A 17,069-nucleotide genomic window follows, 5' to 3' on the forward strand; every position below is an offset into this window, starting at 1 on the left:
GCGCCGTACGAAACAGTGTGAGTTGGACCACTGTCAACGGTCAGCCGGTCGAACCCTGCACGGATCCCCGGCGCCTCCCCGCACCGAGGCGCCGGACCCGCCCGTGACAGCCGCCCGGGTCGTCCTCGACTGCTCACGACCTCCTGGTCGGCCGCGATCTGGTGGCCTCGAGCTGTCCGAGCATGTAGGTGGCGGCATCGTCGATCTTGACGCGCCACCGTTCCACCGCGACCTCGCCGTTCCCGGAGTCGATCGCCTCGAAGATGGCGCGATCGTCCTGCAGGATCGCGTCGATCGGATACGCGTAGTCCAGCCCCATCACGGCGATGAACATGCGCAGGTGGTCCGCCAGGACCTCCAGCATGGGTGCGATGCGGACCAGGCCCGAGGCTTCGGCGAGGGCGTTCTGGAAGGCGATGTCCGCCTCGCCTGTCCGGTGGACGTCGCCGGTCGCGGCGCACCGCTCCAGCGCGTCCAGCGACTCCGCGACCGACTGCCGCTCCTGCGCAGACCACCGGACGGCGGCTCGGATCACCAGGGCTCCCAGCGCGCGCCGAGCGGCGTACGTCTCGACGACGTCGTTCGTCGTCAGGACGGGGACCACCGCCGCATGCCCCGTCGTGATCGTGAGCAGGCCGTCCCTCTCCAGGAGTCGCATCGCCGCCCTGACCTGAGCCCGCGACGTCCGCAACCGACCCGCCAGGGAGCGTTCGGTGACGCGGTCACCACCGGCGAGCCGGCCTTCCGCGATGCCCTGGCGGATGGTCAGGACGATCTCGTCGGCAAGAGCTCGTTCCGGTCCCAGGTGACGCGCGGCGGACCGGGTCGCGGGTCCGCGGCCTCCTCCCGCCCGGGGTGCGGGACGCACCCAGGTGAACGCACGGCGGGGCGCTCGCGCCCACGCGCGCAGGTCGTTCTCCAGCTGCAGTGCCGAAGCGGGGGGGAGCAGCGCCCCCCAGTCGACGAAGAGCGGGAAGAGGGACAGCCACTCGCCGAGATCCCGGCACACCCTCCGAACCGACACCTCGGCCGGCACCGGCGCCTCCGCGGACGCGAGGGCCATCAGGGTCGCGTCCGGGTCAGCAGCGGCCACCACCTCGTCCCAGAACGGACCCGTGTCGGCAGCGGAGGTCGCCGGGACCTCAGGGCGGACCAGGTCGGAGGCCAGGACCGCACGCAGTGATCGGTGCACCGCCGGGTCGACGCGTGCCGGTGGAGCAGGGTCCTCCCGCCGGGGAACGGGCGTGAGCTGGACGGCCAGGACGGCGTACTGCGACGTCACCAGGAGGCCGAGGACGGCCGGCTGACGCCCGGTCGTCGCGGCGGTCAGGTCATCGCTGACCGCGGTACCGGACCGCATGGCCTCCCAGGCGCGCGCCACGAAGGACTGGCTGACGCCGAGGGCGGCAGCGATCGAGCGGCTGGACCACTTGGTGGTGGGCATCCAGAGGGGGGCGGTGAGGGCAGCGAGCCGCAACTCCTCCGTCGTCCGGCGTCGGTGGGCGGGCCGGCTCAGCTGCGCCGCCCCGCCTGTGCGGTAGCGCCGAGCCCACTTGGCGGCCGTCTGCCTGGTGACGCCGTGTGCCCGGGCAGCGCGCGCAGGCCCGAGCGACAGCACGTCCTGCACCAGTCGTGCGCGCAGACGTACCGCCTCGTCGACGTCCCGCGCGAGGTCCTCGAGCTGCGGATCGCTCACCTGACTCCTCGAGCGTGGAGTGCAGAGTGTAACTCGACAACTCGCTCCCGGTACGAGTCCGGGCGCGGTACTACCGGACCGGCGGACACCGCTGCACTCTTGCCTCCCGACGCGACCGAGGGCCGCCGGCAGCCCCTGCGATGGGCACCGTCCACCGAGCAGGAACTGGTCGAGGGGCCGTCGACGTCGCGACCGTGCCGACTCCTCCGACGAGGCAGGAAGCGCGGAGGAGAGGTCGGGGAGACGCCATCGGCCGCCGTTGCTCCTGGAGGCACCCGTGCAGTCCGCAGACCCGTTGATGAGTCCCTTCACGCTCAAGGGCGTTCCGCTGCGCAACCGGATCGTCAGCACCTCCCACGAGCCCGCCTACAGCGAGGACGGGCTCCCGGGGGACCGGTACCGGGCCTACCACGTCGAGAAGGCGCGAGGCGGGGTCGGGCTCACGATGATCGGCGGCAGCGCCATCGTCAGCCCGGAGAGCGCACCGGCCTTCGGCAACCTGCAGCTGTTCAAGGACGAAGCGGTCCCGCTGCTGCGTCGTCTCGCGGACGAGGTCCACGAGCACGGCGCTGCGGTCATGACCCAGCTGACCCACCTCGGCCACCGGACGAGCAACTACACCCACGACTGGCTGCCGGCGCTGTCGGTCAGCGCCCTCCGGGAGTCGGCGCACCGGGCGTTCACGCGGCCGGCGGACCGCTGGGATCTCGACCGCATCGTCCGGGACTTCGCCGACGCGGCCGTGCGCTGCAAGGACGGGGGACTGGACGGCATCGAGCTCATGGCGTACGGGCACCTGCTGGACGCCTTCTGGACCCCGGCCCGGAACCGCCGCGAGGACGAGTACGGAGGATCCTTCGAGAACCGGATGCGCTTCCCGCTCCAGGTCGTCCGGGCCATCCGCGCCGCCGTCGGTGAGCAGTTCGTCGTCGGCGTCCGCATGACCTTCGACGAGGGACGCAGGGAGGGTCTGCAGACCGACGAGGCGCTGCGGATCGCGAACGCCCTCACCGGTGCGGGCATCGACTTCTTCAGCGTCATCAAGGGGTTCATCGACACGGACGCCGAGCTGGCACAGGTGATCCCGCCGATGGGCACGCCGGCGGCGCCGCACCTCGCGTTCACCGGCTGGGTGAAGCAGAACGTCGACGTCCCGGTGATGCACGCCGCCAAGATCGGTGACGTGGCGACTGCTCGGTACGCCGTCACCGAGGGCCTCGTGGACCTGGTCGGGATGACCCGGGCGTTGATCGCGGACCCCCACCTGCCGAACAAGGTCGCCGCCCGGCAGGTGGACCGGATCCGCCCGTGCGTCGGCGCCAACATGTGCATCGACGGCATCTACAGCTCCGGTGCGGCCTACTGCGCCCACAACCCGTCGACCGGCCGGGAGCTGCGCCTCCCGCACACCGTCCGCAAGGCGGCCGAGCGGAAGAGGGCCGCAGTCGTCGGCGGTGGGCCCGCGGGACTGGAAGCCGCGAGAACGCTCGCCGAACGGGGGCACGAGGTCGTCCTCTTCGAGGCGAACCCGAGCCTGGGCGGGCAGATCGCCCTCGCGGCGAAGTCCCCGCGGCGGCGTGACCTGATCGGGATCGTCGACTGGCGGATCGAGGAGTGCAAGCGGCTGGGTGTCCACCTCGAGCTCAACCACCTCGTGGAGCCGGACGAGCTCGTCAACGGGGCCTTCGACGTCATCGTGGTCGCGACCGGTGGTCTGCCCGACGTCGAGGTCGCCGAGGGCAGCCACCTCGCGATCGACTCCTGGGACGTCATGTCGGGAGCGGTCAAGCCCACCGGCGACGTGCTCGTCTACGACGACCACGGGGGGCACCAGGCGCTCGACGCGATCGAGGTCATCGCGCCCGCCGCGGCCTCGGTGGAGCTGGTCACCCCGGAGCGGACCGTCTCACCCGACGTCGGTGCGCTCACGATGGCCGGCTACCTGCAGATGCTCGCTGAGCACGACGTGACGATGACGCCTGCCCACCGCCTGGTCCGTGTCGAACGATCCGACGGGCGGCTCAAGGCGACGTTCGCCGTGGACGGTGCTCGGCGGTCGATCGAGCGGTACGCCGACACGATCGTGATCGAGCACGGGACGCTGCCCGTGACCGACGTCTACGACGCGCTCGTGGACGCGTCGACCAACTGCGGCGAGATCGACACGAAGGAGCTGTTGGCGCTGTCGCCCCAGTCCCCGACCCACAACGAGGACGGCCGCTTCCGCATCTACCGCGTGGGCGATGCGGTGAGCAGCCGCAACATCCACGCGGCCGTCCTCGACTCCTTCCGCCTGTGCAGCGCGATCTGACCCTCCTCCGTCGCCTCTCCGTCGATGCAGGTCGGGAGCATGTCGGCGGGCGGGCGCGGGCGACGACGCGTGTGCGCGTCACCTGTCGAGGGGACTGGTCGCTGCCAGCGGCGCACAGTCGATCGCCCGGGTCGTGACGCGGGACGGAGCAGCTCGCATGTCCTTGCCGAAGACGATGGCCGCCGTTCTGCTCACCGGACACGGCGGGCTGGAGGAGCTCGAGTACCGGACGGACGTCCCCGTTCCTCACCCCGGGAGGGGTGAGGTGCTCATCCAGGTCGCCGCAGCCGGGATCAACAACACGGACGTGAACACGCGGATCGGGTGGTACTCGAAGGCCAGCACCTCCGGGACCGGAGAAGGCGGGGCAGCGGGTGTCGACGCCGTCGAGAGCGTCGACGCCACGTGGGCGGGGACGGCGCTCGAGTTCCCGCGGATCCAGGGTGCGGACGTCTGTGGTCGCGTCGTCGACGTGGGGGAGGGGGTCTCCCGCGACCGCATCGGCGAGCGGGTCCTCGTCCGCACCATGCTCCGCACCCCGGTCGGCCACCGGCCGTTCGAGTGCTGGACCTCCGGCAGCGAGTGTGACGGCGGGTCCGCGCAGTTCACGGTGGCTCCCTCCCGCGAGACGTACGCCGTTCGCAGTGACTGGAGCGACGAGGAACTCGCTGCGCTGCCGTGCGCCTACTCCACCGCGGAGAACATGCTCCACCGGGCCGCGGTGGCGTCGGAGCGGGTGCTGGTGACCGGCGCCTCGAGGGGAGTGGGGTTGGCCGCGGTCCAGCTCGCCAAGCGCCGGGGCGCGACGGTCGTCGCGGTGTGCTCGGCGTCGAAGGCCGCCGACGTGCTCGCAGGAGGCGCTGACCGGACCGTCGACCGGGACGCGGACCTGGTCGACGCCCTCGGCAGGGCGACCGTCGACGTGGTGATCGACGTCGTCGGCGGCCCCCGCTGCGCGCAGCTGCTGGACCTCCTGCGGCCAGGCGGTCGGTACGCCGTCTCGGGCGCCGTCGGAGGGCCGATCGCGGAGATCGACCTGCGAACGCTGTACCTCGAGGACCTCGCGCTCTTCGGCTGCACGTTCCAGGAGGACGAGGTCTTCGAGAACCTCATCGAGTACGTCGAACGCGGCGAGGTCCGACCGGTCGTCTCGCGCACGTACCCCCTGGCGGAGATCGCCTCCGCGCAGGAGGCCTTCCTGACGGAGGGGCACATCGGGAAGCTGGTGCTCGTCCCACCCGGCCCGGCTGCCTGAACGACTCCCGCCCGTCGGCTCTCCCGTCGGGGTGGACGAAGGGTGGCCCCCACCCGCGGGTGTCGTCTCCCGTGCCGGGTGCCTCGACCGTGATGACCCGGGCGCCGAGGTCGCCGAGCATCGTCCCGGCGTGCGGCCCGGCGAGGGCTCGGGAGAGGTCCACGACGAGCGTGCCGGGGAGCGGCCCGGGTGCAGTGCCGGTCATGGTGTGCACCTCAGAGCCAGCCGGGAACCGCGAGCACGGCCCAGACGAGGAGTGGGCCGGCGAGCGTCACGAGGACGCTGTGGTAGAGGACCTGCTTGTAGTACTTCTCCTCGGTGATGGTGTCCGGCCGGTTGGCGACCATGAGCGCCCCGTTCGTGGAGAAGGGGCTGACGTCGACGATCGTCGAGGACGCGGCGAGGGCGGCGACGACGGCGACGGCGCTGACCTCGCCGGTGGCGATCAGCGGGATCGCGATCGGGACGATGATGGGCAGCAGCGCTGTCGACGAGGCGAACGCCGAGGTGATGCCGCCGACGTAGCAGAGGACGAGGGCGCCGATGAGGACGGTGCCCAGGCCGGCCGCCCAGGTGCCCACCGCCTCGGGCGCGCCGGCGGCGCTGAGGATGGCCGCGAAGCAGCTGACGCCCGCGACCAGCAGCACGGTCGGCCACGCGATCTGCTTGATGGCACCCTTCTGCTCCTCGGGGAACAGGGCGGTCAGGAGAACCGCGGCGGTGATCGCGGCGAACCCGATGTTGCGGTCGAACGCGAGCGCGACGACCGCGACGGCGGCGAACGCGACGAGCGTGATGACCTGGTCGCTGAGACGCCGGCGGGCGACCGTCGTGTGCCCGCGGGTCTCGGTGACCGTGCCCCCGCCCGGGGCCGCCGCCGGAGCGCCACCCCTGGACGCGCCGGCCGGGACGACGTCGCCGGGTTCGGGCTGCTTGCCGTCGCCGGGTTCCTCGGAGCCGATGCGGCGGGACGCCAACTGGCGGCCCCCGAGCGCGAGGAAGAGCGCGATGGCGATGGCCAGGTTGACCAGCAGGCTGGAGAGGAAGATCGCTCCCTCGTCGACGGGCAGGTCGTTCTCGGCCATGACGGAGTTGGTGATGACCCCGTAGATGCTGATCGGGGAGAACCCGCCCGCATGGGCGCCGTGGACGACGAGCATGCCCATCATCAGCGGGCTGATGCGGTAGCGGCCGGCGAACCCGAGCGCGATCGGGCCGACGATCGCGCAGGCCGCCGGGCTGGCGGCGCCGATCGCGGTGAGCACCGCGGTCACGGCGAACATGACCCAGGGGATCAGCGCCACCCGGCCGCCGACCGCGCGCACGGCCCCCCGCACGATCAGGTCGACGGTCCCGTTGTTGCGGGCGATGGCGAACAGGTAGGTGACGCCGACGAGCGTGAGGTTGAGATCGCCGTTGATGCCGTCGACGATCTCTCACTCGTCGAGGCCCAGCGCGTACATCCCCACGCCCCAGGCGGCGACGAAACCGAGCGCGCCCATGTTGATCGGCAGGACGGTGCCGACGACGAACAACGCGACGAGGGCGAGGATCGAGACCAGCTCAGGTGACATGTGCGGTCCTCGGGTCGGGACTGGGAGGAGCCCGGGGGCATGGCCACTGACTGTGGCGCCCCTCACTCGGTGGCTCAGTGGTCTAGCCAATAACATCGGGACACCTGTCAATAGACTGGTGTCATGTCTGTGGGCGGCACCTTCCGGCCGGTCTCCCGGCCGCGCCTGTACGAGCAGGTCGTGAGCGAGATCGAGGCCTGGATCGCCGAGAACGGCCTCGAGGTCGGTGCCCGTCTGCCGCCGGAGCGGGAGCTCGCCGCCAAGCTCGGCGTCAGCCGGGCGACCCTGAGCCAGGCGCTGGTGGCGATGGAGGTCGTCGGCGTGGTCTCGGTGCGGCACGGCGACGGTGTCGTCCTCGTCGAGCCCGCCGGGTCGACCAAGGTCGTCAACGCTCTGCGGCGGCACGCCCAGCAGTTGCCCGAGATCATCGAGGCGCGCGATGCGCTCGAGACCAAGCTGGCCGCGCTCGCCGCCGAGCGGCGGACCGACAGTGATCTCGCCGCCATGGACGAGGCCCTGGAGTCCATGGAGAGCGACATCGCCTCCGGAGGACGAGGCGTCGAGGGGGACGAACGGTTCCATGCCGCGGTGACAGCCGCCGGCCACTCGCCGCTGCTGGCCAAGCTCATGGTCGAGATCAGCGATCTGATCAGGGAGACGCGGATCGCGTCGCTGGCTCAGCCGGACCGGCCCGCCAGATCACTCCAGGGCCACAGGGCGATCGCCGACGCCATCCGGGCGCGTGACGCCGCAGCAGCCGCACTGGCGATGCAGCAACACGTCGCGATGGTCAGCGACGTGGCCCACCTCAAGGGCTAGCGAGCAGACCGACCTGCAGGTCGGCGGTCTCGTCCTCGCGGGCGCCGGTCACCCACCACTCCACGGCGTCGGACCCGCTGCGGGCGAGGTCGTGGACCGGACCCCGTTGCGCCGCACGACCTCGGCCGCTTCGTCGTCCAGGGCCTCGGGCGAGCACGGGCTCCACCTGGAGGGCGTTGCCGTCGACCACCGTGCCGACGCCCGCGCGGTCCGACGGGCGGCTCAGCCGAGACGGGCCTCCACCGCCGCGAGGCCGCCTGCGTAGAGGGCGCCCGCCAGCAGGTCGTCCATGGCCTTCTCGTCCTCGGGTTCGCAGTCGTACGTGCTCCACCATTCGACGAAGCTCGCGCCCCCTGGGTGACGGGGCTGACGCGGATGGTCGAGTAGTACCTGGTGAACGGGAAAGGTCCCTCCAGCAGGTGATACGTGTAGCTGCGATCGAGATCGCTCAGAGCGACCAGCCGCTCCCGCACCAGCGAGCCGTCGTTCAGCGTCAGCTTCCGCTCGCAGCCGACCTGATCGGCGGGCTTCCCGTCCAGGATCTCGCTCGCGGTGACGGCGTCGACGAAGTCCGGCGTGCGGTTGAAGTCGCGGAGGAAGTCCCAGACGGTGTCGGGATCGGCACCGATGACGGAGCTGGTGTACGAGCGCGGCATCGTCCACTCCTGAGAGGTCGCGGCGCGGGGAGCATCGGGTGCAGGGAACCCCGCGTAGTGTGCTGCGCCAGGCGGCACGACGTCGACCGGTCCCGAACGGGTTGCACGACCCGCTCCGTGCGCTTGCTCGGGCGAACGGGCGCGGGTCCGCCGGACACGACGCGGTCCTCCGACACCTCTCCGCAGGTCAGGGACCGGCGCACATGAGCGGCCTGGTCCTCCACCGTCACCGCCCTGGTGAGCCGCCGGCGCTGCGTCCGCGTCTGCGTAGGGCCGCCGCCGCGCCGGTCAGAGCCACTCCGGGGCACGGTGGTCGCCGGGTCCACCGGTCCGAGGGGGACGGTTGCGGTGCTGCCTATCCGTTGCTGTAGATCCGGTTCGGATCGATCAGCACGGCGGTGCGCCGTTGCTCGGCCATGACCCGGTCGTACTCCTCCCAGTCGTCGTGCCGGCCGCCGGCTGCGGTGAACACCGCGCGCAGCAGCAGGCGGAGCTGGTCGGCGTGGGTCAGCCACGGCTGCGGGTCGTCGGGCCCGGCCAGCTGCGCCCGTCCTTCCACGGTCGCCCACTGCCAGCCGTGCCGGAAGGTCACGGTCACCTGCGGGCGGGCGCGGAGGTTGGCCAGCTTGACCCGGCCGTAGGTGACGAAGGCCAGCGCCGGCCGTCCGGTCGCCGGATGGGCGAGGATCCCGGCGTTGACCACCGAGGCCTGGATGGTCGAGTCGGCCCGCAGCGTGGAGACGACCGCGAGGTGGTGTTCGGTGGCGGCGAGGGCCGCGACGTCGTCGAGGGTGGTCACACCCAGACCATCGCACCGGCGCCAGGGCGGCTCAGGTCGGCTGCTCGGGTTCGACGAACCGGCCACGGCCGTGGGCGGAGTGGGTGCCAGGCGTCCGGCGGGTCGGCACGAGCCCTGTCGGTGGTCGCCGTCGACGGCCCGCGGGGGAGTTCGCGGCTGCGGGACCCTGTCGGTGAGGCGGCCTGGGGGACGGCGGTGCACCGCCATGAACGCGATGGTGACGGCCTGCTGGTGCGGGGATCGGGGTGCGGGTGCCCTCGGTCCGAGTCCTTCATCGGTCAGGCCGTTCCTCCGTCCGGGAGTGGCCTGAGCGGCTCACGGCTTGACGCCGTAGCGACTGACGAGATCCGCAACGCGGTCCCAGTGGAAGGTCACGCCGTAACGAGCATGGTGTGCTTCCAGGGCCTCGCGCCGCTCCTGTTCGGTCATCGCGGAGTCGGCGAAGATCACGCCGACCTCGTCGTAGTAGCGAGCGAACGTCGCCGGCACGTGCAGCTCCATCACCCGCGCGGGCTCGCCGCCGGGGTTCCAGAAGGCGTGCGACACCCCGCGAGGCTTGATCACGTAGCTGCCGGCATCGGCCGTGACGATGTCCTCACCCACCTGGAACACCACTCTCCCGGAGATGACGTAGGAGCACTCGTCCTCACGGGTGTGGGTGTGCGGCGGGACGAGCGCACCGGGAGCGACTTGACCTTCCATGATGAGCAGACGACCGCCGAGATGGTGTGCGTCCACCTTGTGAGCCATGTCCATCCCGTGCACCGGTGCGCCTTCGCCGGGCCGGATCATGATCCGGCTGCCGGGGTCCTGACCCATCGCCACTCCTGTCCCGGGCTCCCTCCCCATGCCGGTGCACGTGTGCTCGAGGTCGTCGGTCCAGGCGACCCGTCGATGACCGCGCACGGCCGTGGAACGGCGTCCTCGGCCGCCTCGGCGAGGCGTGCGGCAGTCGGGCGGAGCGACTGCTGCCCCGGCGGAGGTGGTCCGGGGGCTACCGGTCGAGGGCGTCGGCGAGCACCTCGACGGCCCGGCGCGGACCCGCGGCCGACGGCAGACGGCAGACGGATCAGCATCGCTCCCTCGGCCGGTCGCCGGCGTCCGCCCTCACTTCATGATCTCCCGTCCCTTGCCGACCACGGTGATGCCCGCCGCGGAGACGACGAGACCGCGGGCGCGGTCGTCGTCCTTGTCGACGCCGATCTCGACGCCCTCGCCGATGCGGACGTTCTTGTCGACGATCGCATCGCGGACCACGGCCCGGCGGCCGACGTGCGTGCCGTCCAGGAGCACGGACCGCTCGACGGACGCCCAGCTGTGCACGACCACACCGGGGGAGAGCACCGACTCGCGGACGCAGCCGCCGGAGACGATGACGCCGTTGGACACGATGCTGCTGATCGCCCGGCCGACCCGGTCGCCGTCGTCGTGCACGAACTTCGCCGGCGGCCGGGACGGGATGTGGGTGAGGATCGGCCAGCGCTCGTTGTAGAGGTCGAACGCCGGGATCGTCGCGCAGAGGTCCATGTGGGCGTCGAAGTAGGAGTCCAGCGTGCCGACGTCACGCCAGTAGCGCTCGGTGCCGGCCTTCTCCCCGGGGACGTCGTTCGTGGTGAAGTCGTACACCTGCGCCGCGCCCTGCCCGACCAGCAGCGGGACGATGTCGCCGCCCATGTCGTGCTTGCTGTCCTCGTCGGCGGAGTCCGCTCGCAGGGCGTCCAGCAGCGCCTCGGTGCTGAAGACGTAGTTGCCCATGGACGCGAAGGTCTCGTCGGGGCGGCCGGGCAGCCCGGGTGGATCGGCGGGCTTCTCCAGGAACGCCTCGATCCGCTGTCCGTCGTCCGCGGTCTGGATGACACCGAAGGCGGTGGCCTCCTGGCGGGGCACGGGGATGCCCGCGACCGTCACCCCGGCGCCCCCGTCGAGGTGCTGGCGCCACATCTGCCCCGGGTCCATGCGGTAGACGTGGTCGGCACCGAAGACGACGACGAGGTCGGGGCGCTCGTCGTTGATGAGGTTCAGCGACTGGAGGATCGCGTCGGCCGAGCCGGTGTACCAGCGCGGGCCGAGCCGCTGCTGCGCCGGCACCGTGGTGACGTAGTTGCCGAGCAGGTTCGACAGCCGCCACGTCGTGGTGATGTGCCGGTCGAGGCTGTGGCTCTTGTACTGCGTGAGCACAGCGATCTTGAGGATGCCGGCGTTGACGAGGTTGGACAGGGCGAAGTCGATCAGCCGGTAGAGGCCGCCGAACGGGACGGCGGGCTTGGCCCGGTCCTCGGTCAACGGCGCGAGCCGTGTGCCCGCACCACCGGCCAGCACGATCCCGAGGATCCTCGGCTCCGCCATCCCCCACCTCCTGAGCCGCCCGCCACGGGCCTCGACGACCTGTCGTCCCGTGGTGGGTGCGCGTGTGGCTCCGGGCCTCGAGCGAGACCTTCCCGTGAGCCGGGTCACATCATGCTCGTGGGGGCACCTGATCGGAACCGGAGCCGGGGACATCCGCGGGAGTCACCGGAGCCGGCCGGTCCCCGGCACTCCGGTCCGACCGCGGACGGCGGACCGGCAGCCCGAGGACCCGACCGCGCCGCCGGCCCACCGGACCCAGTTCCGGTGGCACCAGGTGCGGGAAGGGAGCAGAGTCCACAGTGCTCTGGACCACACCGCACCCAGCACCGGGGGGCGACCATGGCACTCGCGATCGGCGTGGACATCGGCGGGACCAAGGTCGCCGCCGGCCTGGTCGACGAGCAGGGCGGCATCGTCGCCAGCGCCCGGCGCGACACACCGTCGCACGACCCGGCCAGGATCGAGGAGATCATCGCCGACGTCGTCCGGGAGCTGCAGGCCTCCCACGAGGTCGAGGCCGTCGGCATCGGGGCCGCCGGGTTCGTCGACGCCGCGCGATCGACCGTGGTCTTCGCGCCCAACCTGGCCTGGCGCGACGAGCCGCTGCGCGTGAACGTCGAGAAGCGGTGCGGGCTGCCGGTCGTCGTGGAGAACGACGCCAACGCGGCGGCCTGGGCCGAGGCCCGCTTCGGTGCCGGGCGGGGGCAGCAGTACGTCGTCGTCCTCACCGTCGGGACCGGCCTCGGCGGCGGCCTGGTGACCGGCGGGGAGCTGTACCGGGGGCGGCAGGGCATCGCCGCGGAGTTCGGGCACGTGACGGTGGAGCCGGGCGGACGGCGGTGCGGCTGCGGCGGCCGTGGCTGCTGGGAGCGCTACGCCAGTGGCCGGGCGCTCATCCTCGAGGCCCAGGAGCTCGCCACGGTCTCACCGGCCATCGCCGGTCGGTTGCTGGAGCTGGCCGGTGGCCGGCCGGAGGCGATCACCGGGCTGCACGTGACGCGTGCGGCGCAGGACGGGGACGAGGCCGCGTTGGAGGCGTTCCGGGTGATCGGCACCTGGCTCGGTCAGGGCATGGCCGCGCTCACCGCGGTCCTGGACCCGGAGCTGTTCGTGCTCGGTGGCGGGGTCTCCGCCGCCGGGGAGCTGCTGCGCGAGCCGGCGGAGCGGTCGCTGCAGGAGCGGATCACCGCGCGCGCGTACCGGCAGGTGCCGGCCGTACGGCTGGCCGAGTTCGGCCCCGAGGCCGGGATCGTCGGCGCGGCCGACCTCGCGCGACGCCGGTGAGGCAGTACGGGGCAGAGGACTCGCGGGGGATGTCGGACGGCAGAGCCAGTCGGCACACGGTGGAGCGCGGGGGACGGCGGAGGGGGATCCGGTGAGCGAGCACGCTTCGTTTGACCAGCACGCGTCCATCTACGACGAGAGCGACACCGGCAGCGGTCGCAGCGCGGTGCGGATCGCGTCCGTGGCCGCGCTGGGCGGCTTCCTCTTCGGCTACGACAGCGCGGTGATCAACGGTGCCGTCGCCGCCGTCGAGGACCGGTTCAACGCGGCCCCCGGCCCACTGGGCTTCGCCGTGGCCTCGGCCCTGCTCGGCGCCGCGGCCGGTGCCCTGACCGCCGGGAGGTTCGCCGACCGCTTCGGCCGGCTGTTCACCATGAAGGTGGCCGCGGTGCTGTTCTTCGTCAGCGCGCTGATCACCGGGTTCGCGCCCAACCTGGTGGTCCTGGTCCTCGGCCGGATCGTCGGCGGCGTGGGCGTCGGCGTCGCGTCGGTGATCGCTCCGGCCTACATCGCCGAGGTCGCCCCGGCGCGGATCCGTGGTCGTCTGGGCTCGCTGCAGCAGCTGGCCATCGTCACCGGCATCTTCTTGTCCCTGCTGGTCGACTACCTCTTCGCGGCCGGGGCGGGCGGGTCCCGGGAGGAGTTCTGGTTCGGCCTCGAGGCGTGGCGCTGGATGTTCCTCGCCATGGCCGTGCCGGCCGTGCTGTACGGCGTGCTGACCCTGACCATCCCGGAGTCCCCGCGCTACCTCATCGCCACCCACCGGATCCCCGAGGCGCGGCGGATCCTCAGCACCCTGCTGGGGGAGCGCGGCATCGACATCAAGATCAACCGGATCCGGGAGACCATGCAGCGCGAGAAGCCGCCGTCGTGGGCCGACCTGCGCGCCCCGCGGACCGGGCTGCTGCCGATCGTCTGGGTCGGCCTCGGGCTGTCGGTCTTCCAGCAGTTCGTCGGGATCAACGTCATCTTCTACTACTCGAACATCCTCTGGGAGGCCGTCGGTTTCAGCGAGAACGACGCCTTCGTCATCACCGTCATCACCTCCGTGGTGAACATCGCGACCACCCTCATCGCGATCGCCACGGTCGACCGCTTCGGCCGCAAGCCGCTGCTGCTCATCGGCTCGGTCGGCATGGCCGTCACGCTCGGCACCCTGACGGTCATCTTCGGGACCGCACCGCTCAACGCCGAGGGCAACCCGGTGCTCTCGGGTGCGACCGGCCCGATCGCGCTGCTCGCGGCGAACCTGTTCGTCGTCGCGTTCGGCATGTCCTGGGGGCCGGTGGTCTGGGTGCTGCTGGGCGAGAAGTTCCCGAACCGGATCCGCGCCGCGGCGCTGGCCTTCGCCGCAGGCGGCCAGTGGGTGGCCAACTGGCTGATCACGGTGAGCTTCCCGGTGCTGAGCGACGCGTCCCTCGGCCTGGCCTACGGCTTCTACACCGTGTGCGCGGTGCTGTCCTTCGTCTTCGTGCTCCGCTGGGTGCGGGAGACCAAGGGCGTCGAGCTGGAGGAGATGCACGCCGACGCCGGGGCGGTCCGTGGCGGTGCTGGTCACTCCGGCTGACGGCCGTTCCCGCGCTCGTCGCCCCGCACGCGCGCGGACCCTGGCCCGGCGGCAGGTCGGGTTCCTAGACTCCCCCCGTAGGTCGACAGGTGGAGGTCGATCACATGCGCAGGTATCTCGTCGTCGCGAACCAGACCCTCGGTGGGCGGGAACTCCAGGAGGAGATCCGCAAGCGTGCGGTGGCGGGTGAGTCCTCGTTCTACGTGCTCGTGCCCAACACCCGCGCCGCCCACTACCACGTCGTGCCTGCGGCCGGTGGCGTCGTGCCCATGCCGAGCATGGCCACGGGCTACGGCGGGCCCGAGACCGACGAGGAGGCGACCGAGGAGGCCCGGGAGCGACTGTCCCGGATGCTGGCCGGCCTCGCCGAGTCGGGAGTCGAGGCCGAGGGGCATCTCGGCAGCCCTCAGCCGCTGGCGGCCATCGAGGAGGCCCTCAGGGACCACGACTTCGACGAGGTCATCGTGGCGACCCTGCCCAAGCGGGTCTCGCGCTGGCTCGGATCGGACGTCCCGCACCAGGTCGAGCGCCGCTTCGGTCTGCCGGTCACCACGGTCGTCAGCCGGGCCTGACCGGACGACTCCGGGGCGGGCGGCGCCATCACCACCACCGGAGCGATCGGAGGAACGACCGCCCTCACCGCCTGCCGTGCGGGGCATCACCTCCCTCCTCGCGGTGACCGACGCCCGACGGGGAGATGCGGCACCTCCCCGGTCAGCCGGCGCGCAGCGTCGAGCCGCAGGGGCCCTCGACGAGTCGGCCGTGTGGCGACCACCGACGAGCACCGTCGATCCCTGGCACCGACCCGGCGTCGGGCGACGAGCTGCTCCTGAGCCGACCCGGACCGGCATCGTCGGCCGACGGTCGGTGGTGGTGACCGGATCGACTCGCGGGGTGGAGGTCTGCGTGCCGCTGGGGGCCCCCTCGATCGGGACGGCAGGCGGCGCACCGCGGCCCTCCACCGGACCACCACGGACGACGACGAGGCCGATGCGCGGGCGTGGGCCGAGAAGGCACTCGCGTCACCCGTCAGCGGATCAGGAACGCCCACAATTGGCCGATGTGCCGCAACCCCGGGATGCTGTCGCCGGAGCTGGGGCAGCAAGGGGGTGACCGTGGATCTGCGCAGTCGTCCGCGGGCCCTGCCCGTTCCGGTGCGGCGCCGAGCCGCCTACCTCCGGCGGCCACCTGCACCACGGCCTCCGCGGGGGCCGTGCCCCGTGTCCGGCGCCGGGCCCCTGGCCTCCCCGGTCGCCCCTCGCGCCGCCGCTGCACCAGTCCCGCACGCTGAGCCGGCCGCCCGTGAGCGACCGGCCGGCTCGATCGCCGGGGGCTCCCGCCCCTCGGCCGGAGACATCCGCAACCTCCACACGCAGAGGGGATGAGCCTTGTCCAGGTCTCACCAGGAAGCCGCTGTCCCGCCGGCGTCGCGCACGTCCATCGTCAAGGTCGTCGGCGCCAGCCTCGTCGGGACGACCGTGGAGTGGTACGACTTCTTCCTCTACGGCTCGGCCGCCGCGCTGGTCTTCAACACGCTGTTCTTCCCCGACTTCGACCCGCTCGTCGGCACGCTGCTCGCGTTCGCCACGTATGCCGTGGGCTTCGCGGCCCGGCCGATCGGGGGCATCGTCTTCGGGCACTTCGGCGACAAGGTCGGCCGCAAGCAGATGCTGGTCATCACGCTGATGCTGATGGGCGGCGCGACGTTCCTCATCGGCCTGCTGCCGACCTACGGGGCGATCGGCGTCTGGGCGCCGATCCTGCTGATCCTGCTCCGGCTGGTGCAGGGCTTCGCCCTCGGCGGCGAGTGGGGCGGGGCGGTGCTCATGGCCGCCGAGTACGGCACGCCGGAGCGACGCGGGTACTGGGCCTCCTGGCCCCAGGCCGGTGCGCCGGCGGGCAACCTCCTCGCCGTCGCCGTCCTCGCGCTGGTCTCCGCGTTCACCACCGACCAGCAGTTCGAGTCCTGGGGCTGGCGCATCCCGTTCCTGCTCAGCGCGGTGCTGGTGGGCGTGGGTCTCTGGATCCGGGTCTCGATCGAGGAGTCGCCGGTCTTCCGGGCCGCCCGGGAGCAGTCCGCCAAGGCCGAGGAGGCGCCCAAGCTGCCCGTGGTGCAGGTGCTCAAGGAGTACCCGCGGGAGATCATCCTGGCCATCGGCGCCCGCCTGGCGGAGAACATCGGCTACTACATCTTCACCGCCTTCGCGCTGGCCTACGCCACCGGTGAGGCGGGCGTCTCACGGGGCACGGCGCTGAACGCGGCGCTCATCGCCTCCGCGGTCCACTTCGCGGCCATCCCCGCGATGGGGGCGGCGTCCGACCGGTTCGGCCGCCGCCCGGTCTACCTGGTCGGGGCCGTGGGCGTCGGGGTGTGGGGCTTCGTCTTCTTCGCCCTGTACGACTCGCAGTCGTTCCTGCTGCTCGCGCTCGCCGGCACGATCGGCCTGGTCCTCCACGGAGCGATGTACGGGCCGCAGGCGTCCTTCTTCTCCGAGCTGTTCTCCACCCAGGTGCGCTACAGCGGCCTGTCGGTGGCCGGTCAGGTGTCCTCGATCGTGGCGGGCAGCCTGGCGCCGATCATCGCCACGGCGCTGCTGCTGGAGTACGGCAGTTCCCTGCCGATCTCGCTGTACCTCGCCGGTGCCGCGGTCCTCACGGTGATCGCCGTCGTGCTCAGCCGGGAGACCGCGCACAGCGACCTGACGCGGGACCCCGCCGCCGATCGGGCGCCGGCCGGCGCCGGCCGGCGCTGAGCCCCGCCG

Annotated in this window: 12 protein-coding genes and 2 pseudogenes; 7 read left to right on the top strand and 7 right to left on the bottom strand. The window is 72.0% G+C overall.

Annotated features, from left to right (window positions below):
- Window positions 1-133: 133 nt before the first annotated feature.
- Entirely contained in the window at window positions 134-1,696 is a 1,563-nt protein-coding gene (locus BLS21_RS03395; protein WP_091213888.1) for an FCD domain-containing protein, read from the bottom strand.
- Between the two features lie 277 nt (window positions 1,697-1,973).
- On the opposite strand from BLS21_RS03395, the gene BLS21_RS03400 reads away from it, so the two are divergent.
- The gene (locus BLS21_RS03400; RefSeq protein WP_091213891.1) at window positions 1,974-4,007 is read left to right on the top strand and encodes an oxidoreductase; all 2,034 of its coding nucleotides are present in this window, start codon (window positions 1,974-1,976) and stop codon (window positions 4,005-4,007) included.
- A gap of 157 nt (window positions 4,008-4,164) precedes the next feature.
- Window positions 4,165-5,262, top strand: a complete 1,098-nt coding sequence (locus BLS21_RS03405; RefSeq protein ID WP_091213893.1) for an alcohol dehydrogenase family protein — start codon at window positions 4,165-4,167, stop codon at window positions 5,260-5,262.
- 46 nt (window positions 5,263-5,308) lie between these two features.
- On the opposite strand, the pseudogene BLS21_RS03410 reads toward BLS21_RS03405, so the two are convergent.
- Both BLS21_RS03410 and BLS21_RS03415 read right to left on the bottom strand, forming a co-directional pair.
- Window positions 5,309-5,467, bottom strand: a pseudogene (locus BLS21_RS03410) (CoA transferase); the annotation flags it as partial.
- Between the two features lie 10 nt (window positions 5,468-5,477).
- Window positions 5,478-6,932, bottom strand: a pseudogene (locus BLS21_RS03415) (SLC13 family permease).
- Window positions 6,933-6,959: 27 nt separating this feature from the next.
- Between BLS21_RS03415 and BLS21_RS03420 the strand changes: the two are divergent.
- Window positions 6,960-7,655 (top strand): FadR/GntR family transcriptional regulator, encoded by a 696-nt coding sequence (locus BLS21_RS03420; protein WP_091213896.1) that lies wholly within the window; start codon window positions 6,960-6,962, stop codon window positions 7,653-7,655.
- On the opposite strand, the gene BLS21_RS26380 is transcribed toward BLS21_RS03420, so the two are convergent.
- The 4 genes from BLS21_RS26380 to glgC all read right to left on the bottom strand — a co-directional run bounded on the left by BLS21_RS26380 (window position 7,652) and on the right by glgC (window position 11,456).
- The gene (locus tag BLS21_RS26380) at window positions 7,652-8,311 is read right to left on the bottom strand and encodes an SRPBCC family protein (protein ID WP_091213900.1); all 660 of its coding nucleotides are present in this window, start codon (window positions 8,309-8,311) and stop codon (window positions 7,652-7,654) included. The two genes, BLS21_RS03420 and BLS21_RS26380, sit on opposite strands and share 4 nt — an antisense overlap.
- A 355-nt stretch (window positions 8,312-8,666) precedes the next feature.
- The gene (locus tag BLS21_RS03430; protein ID WP_091213903.1) at window positions 8,667-9,110 is read right to left on the bottom strand and encodes a TIGR03618 family F420-dependent PPOX class oxidoreductase; all 444 of its coding nucleotides are present in this window, start codon (window positions 9,108-9,110) and stop codon (window positions 8,667-8,669) included.
- A gap of 315 nt (window positions 9,111-9,425) precedes the next feature.
- Entirely contained in the window at window positions 9,426-9,929 is a 504-nt protein-coding gene (locus BLS21_RS03435) for a cupin domain-containing protein (RefSeq protein WP_175479396.1), read from the bottom strand.
- A gap of 288 nt (window positions 9,930-10,217) precedes the next feature.
- On the bottom strand, window positions 10,218-11,456 hold the full coding sequence (glgC, locus tag BLS21_RS03440) for a glucose-1-phosphate adenylyltransferase (protein WP_091213908.1): 1,239 nt from the start codon (window positions 11,454-11,456) through the stop codon (window positions 10,218-10,220).
- Between the two features lie 339 nt (window positions 11,457-11,795).
- On the opposite strand from glgC, the gene BLS21_RS03445 reads away from it, so the two are divergent.
- From BLS21_RS03445 to BLS21_RS03460, 4 genes are all read left to right on the top strand, one after another.
- Window positions 11,796-12,740, top strand: coding sequence for an ROK family glucokinase (locus BLS21_RS03445; RefSeq protein WP_091213911.1), 945 nt, complete (start codon window positions 11,796-11,798; stop codon window positions 12,738-12,740).
- 91 nt (window positions 12,741-12,831) lie between these two features.
- Window positions 12,832-14,307 carry a sugar porter family MFS transporter gene (locus BLS21_RS03450; RefSeq protein ID WP_091213913.1) on the top strand — a complete coding sequence of 492 codons (1,476 nt, stop codon included), beginning with the start codon at window positions 12,832-12,834 and terminating at the stop codon, window positions 14,305-14,307.
- Window positions 14,308-14,411: 104 nt separating this feature from the next.
- Window positions 14,412-14,879 (top strand): hypothetical protein, encoded by a 468-nt coding sequence (locus tag BLS21_RS03455; RefSeq protein WP_139177004.1) that lies wholly within the window; start codon window positions 14,412-14,414, stop codon window positions 14,877-14,879.
- Window positions 14,880-15,695: 816 nt separating this feature from the next.
- Window positions 15,696-17,060: an MFS transporter gene (locus BLS21_RS03460; RefSeq protein ID WP_091213917.1), complete on the top strand. Its 1,365-nt coding sequence runs from the start codon at window positions 15,696-15,698 to the stop codon at window positions 17,058-17,060.
- Window positions 17,061-17,069 lie beyond the last annotated feature (9 nt).

Origin of the sequence: Geodermatophilus siccatus, from assembly GCF_900103785.1 — a bacterium.
GTDB lineage: Bacteria > Actinomycetota > Actinomycetes > Mycobacteriales > Geodermatophilaceae > Geodermatophilus > Geodermatophilus siccatus.

Coding starts and splice junctions, on each gene's coding strand:
- BLS21_RS03455 (WP_139177004.1), top strand. CDS start 14,412: ATGCGCAGGTATCTCGTCGTCGCGAACCAGACCCTCGGTGGGCGGGAA.
- BLS21_RS03405 (WP_091213893.1), top strand. CDS start 4,165: ATGTCCTTGCCGAAGACGATGGCCGCCGTTCTGCTCACCGGACACGGC.
- BLS21_RS03420 (WP_091213896.1), top strand. CDS start 6,960: ATGTCTGTGGGCGGCACCTTCCGGCCGGTCTCCCGGCCGCGCCTGTAC.
- BLS21_RS26380 (WP_091213900.1), bottom strand. CDS start 8,311: ATGCCGCGCTCGTACACCAGCTCCGTCATCGGTGCCGATCCCGACACC.
- glgC (WP_091213908.1), bottom strand. CDS start 11,456: ATGGCGGAGCCGAGGATCCTCGGGATCGTGCTGGCCGGTGGTGCGGGC.
- BLS21_RS03435 (WP_175479396.1), bottom strand. CDS start 9,929: ATGGGTCAGGACCCCGGCAGCCGGATCATGATCCGGCCCGGCGAAGGC.
- BLS21_RS03445 (WP_091213911.1), top strand. CDS start 11,796: ATGGCACTCGCGATCGGCGTGGACATCGGCGGGACCAAGGTCGCCGCC.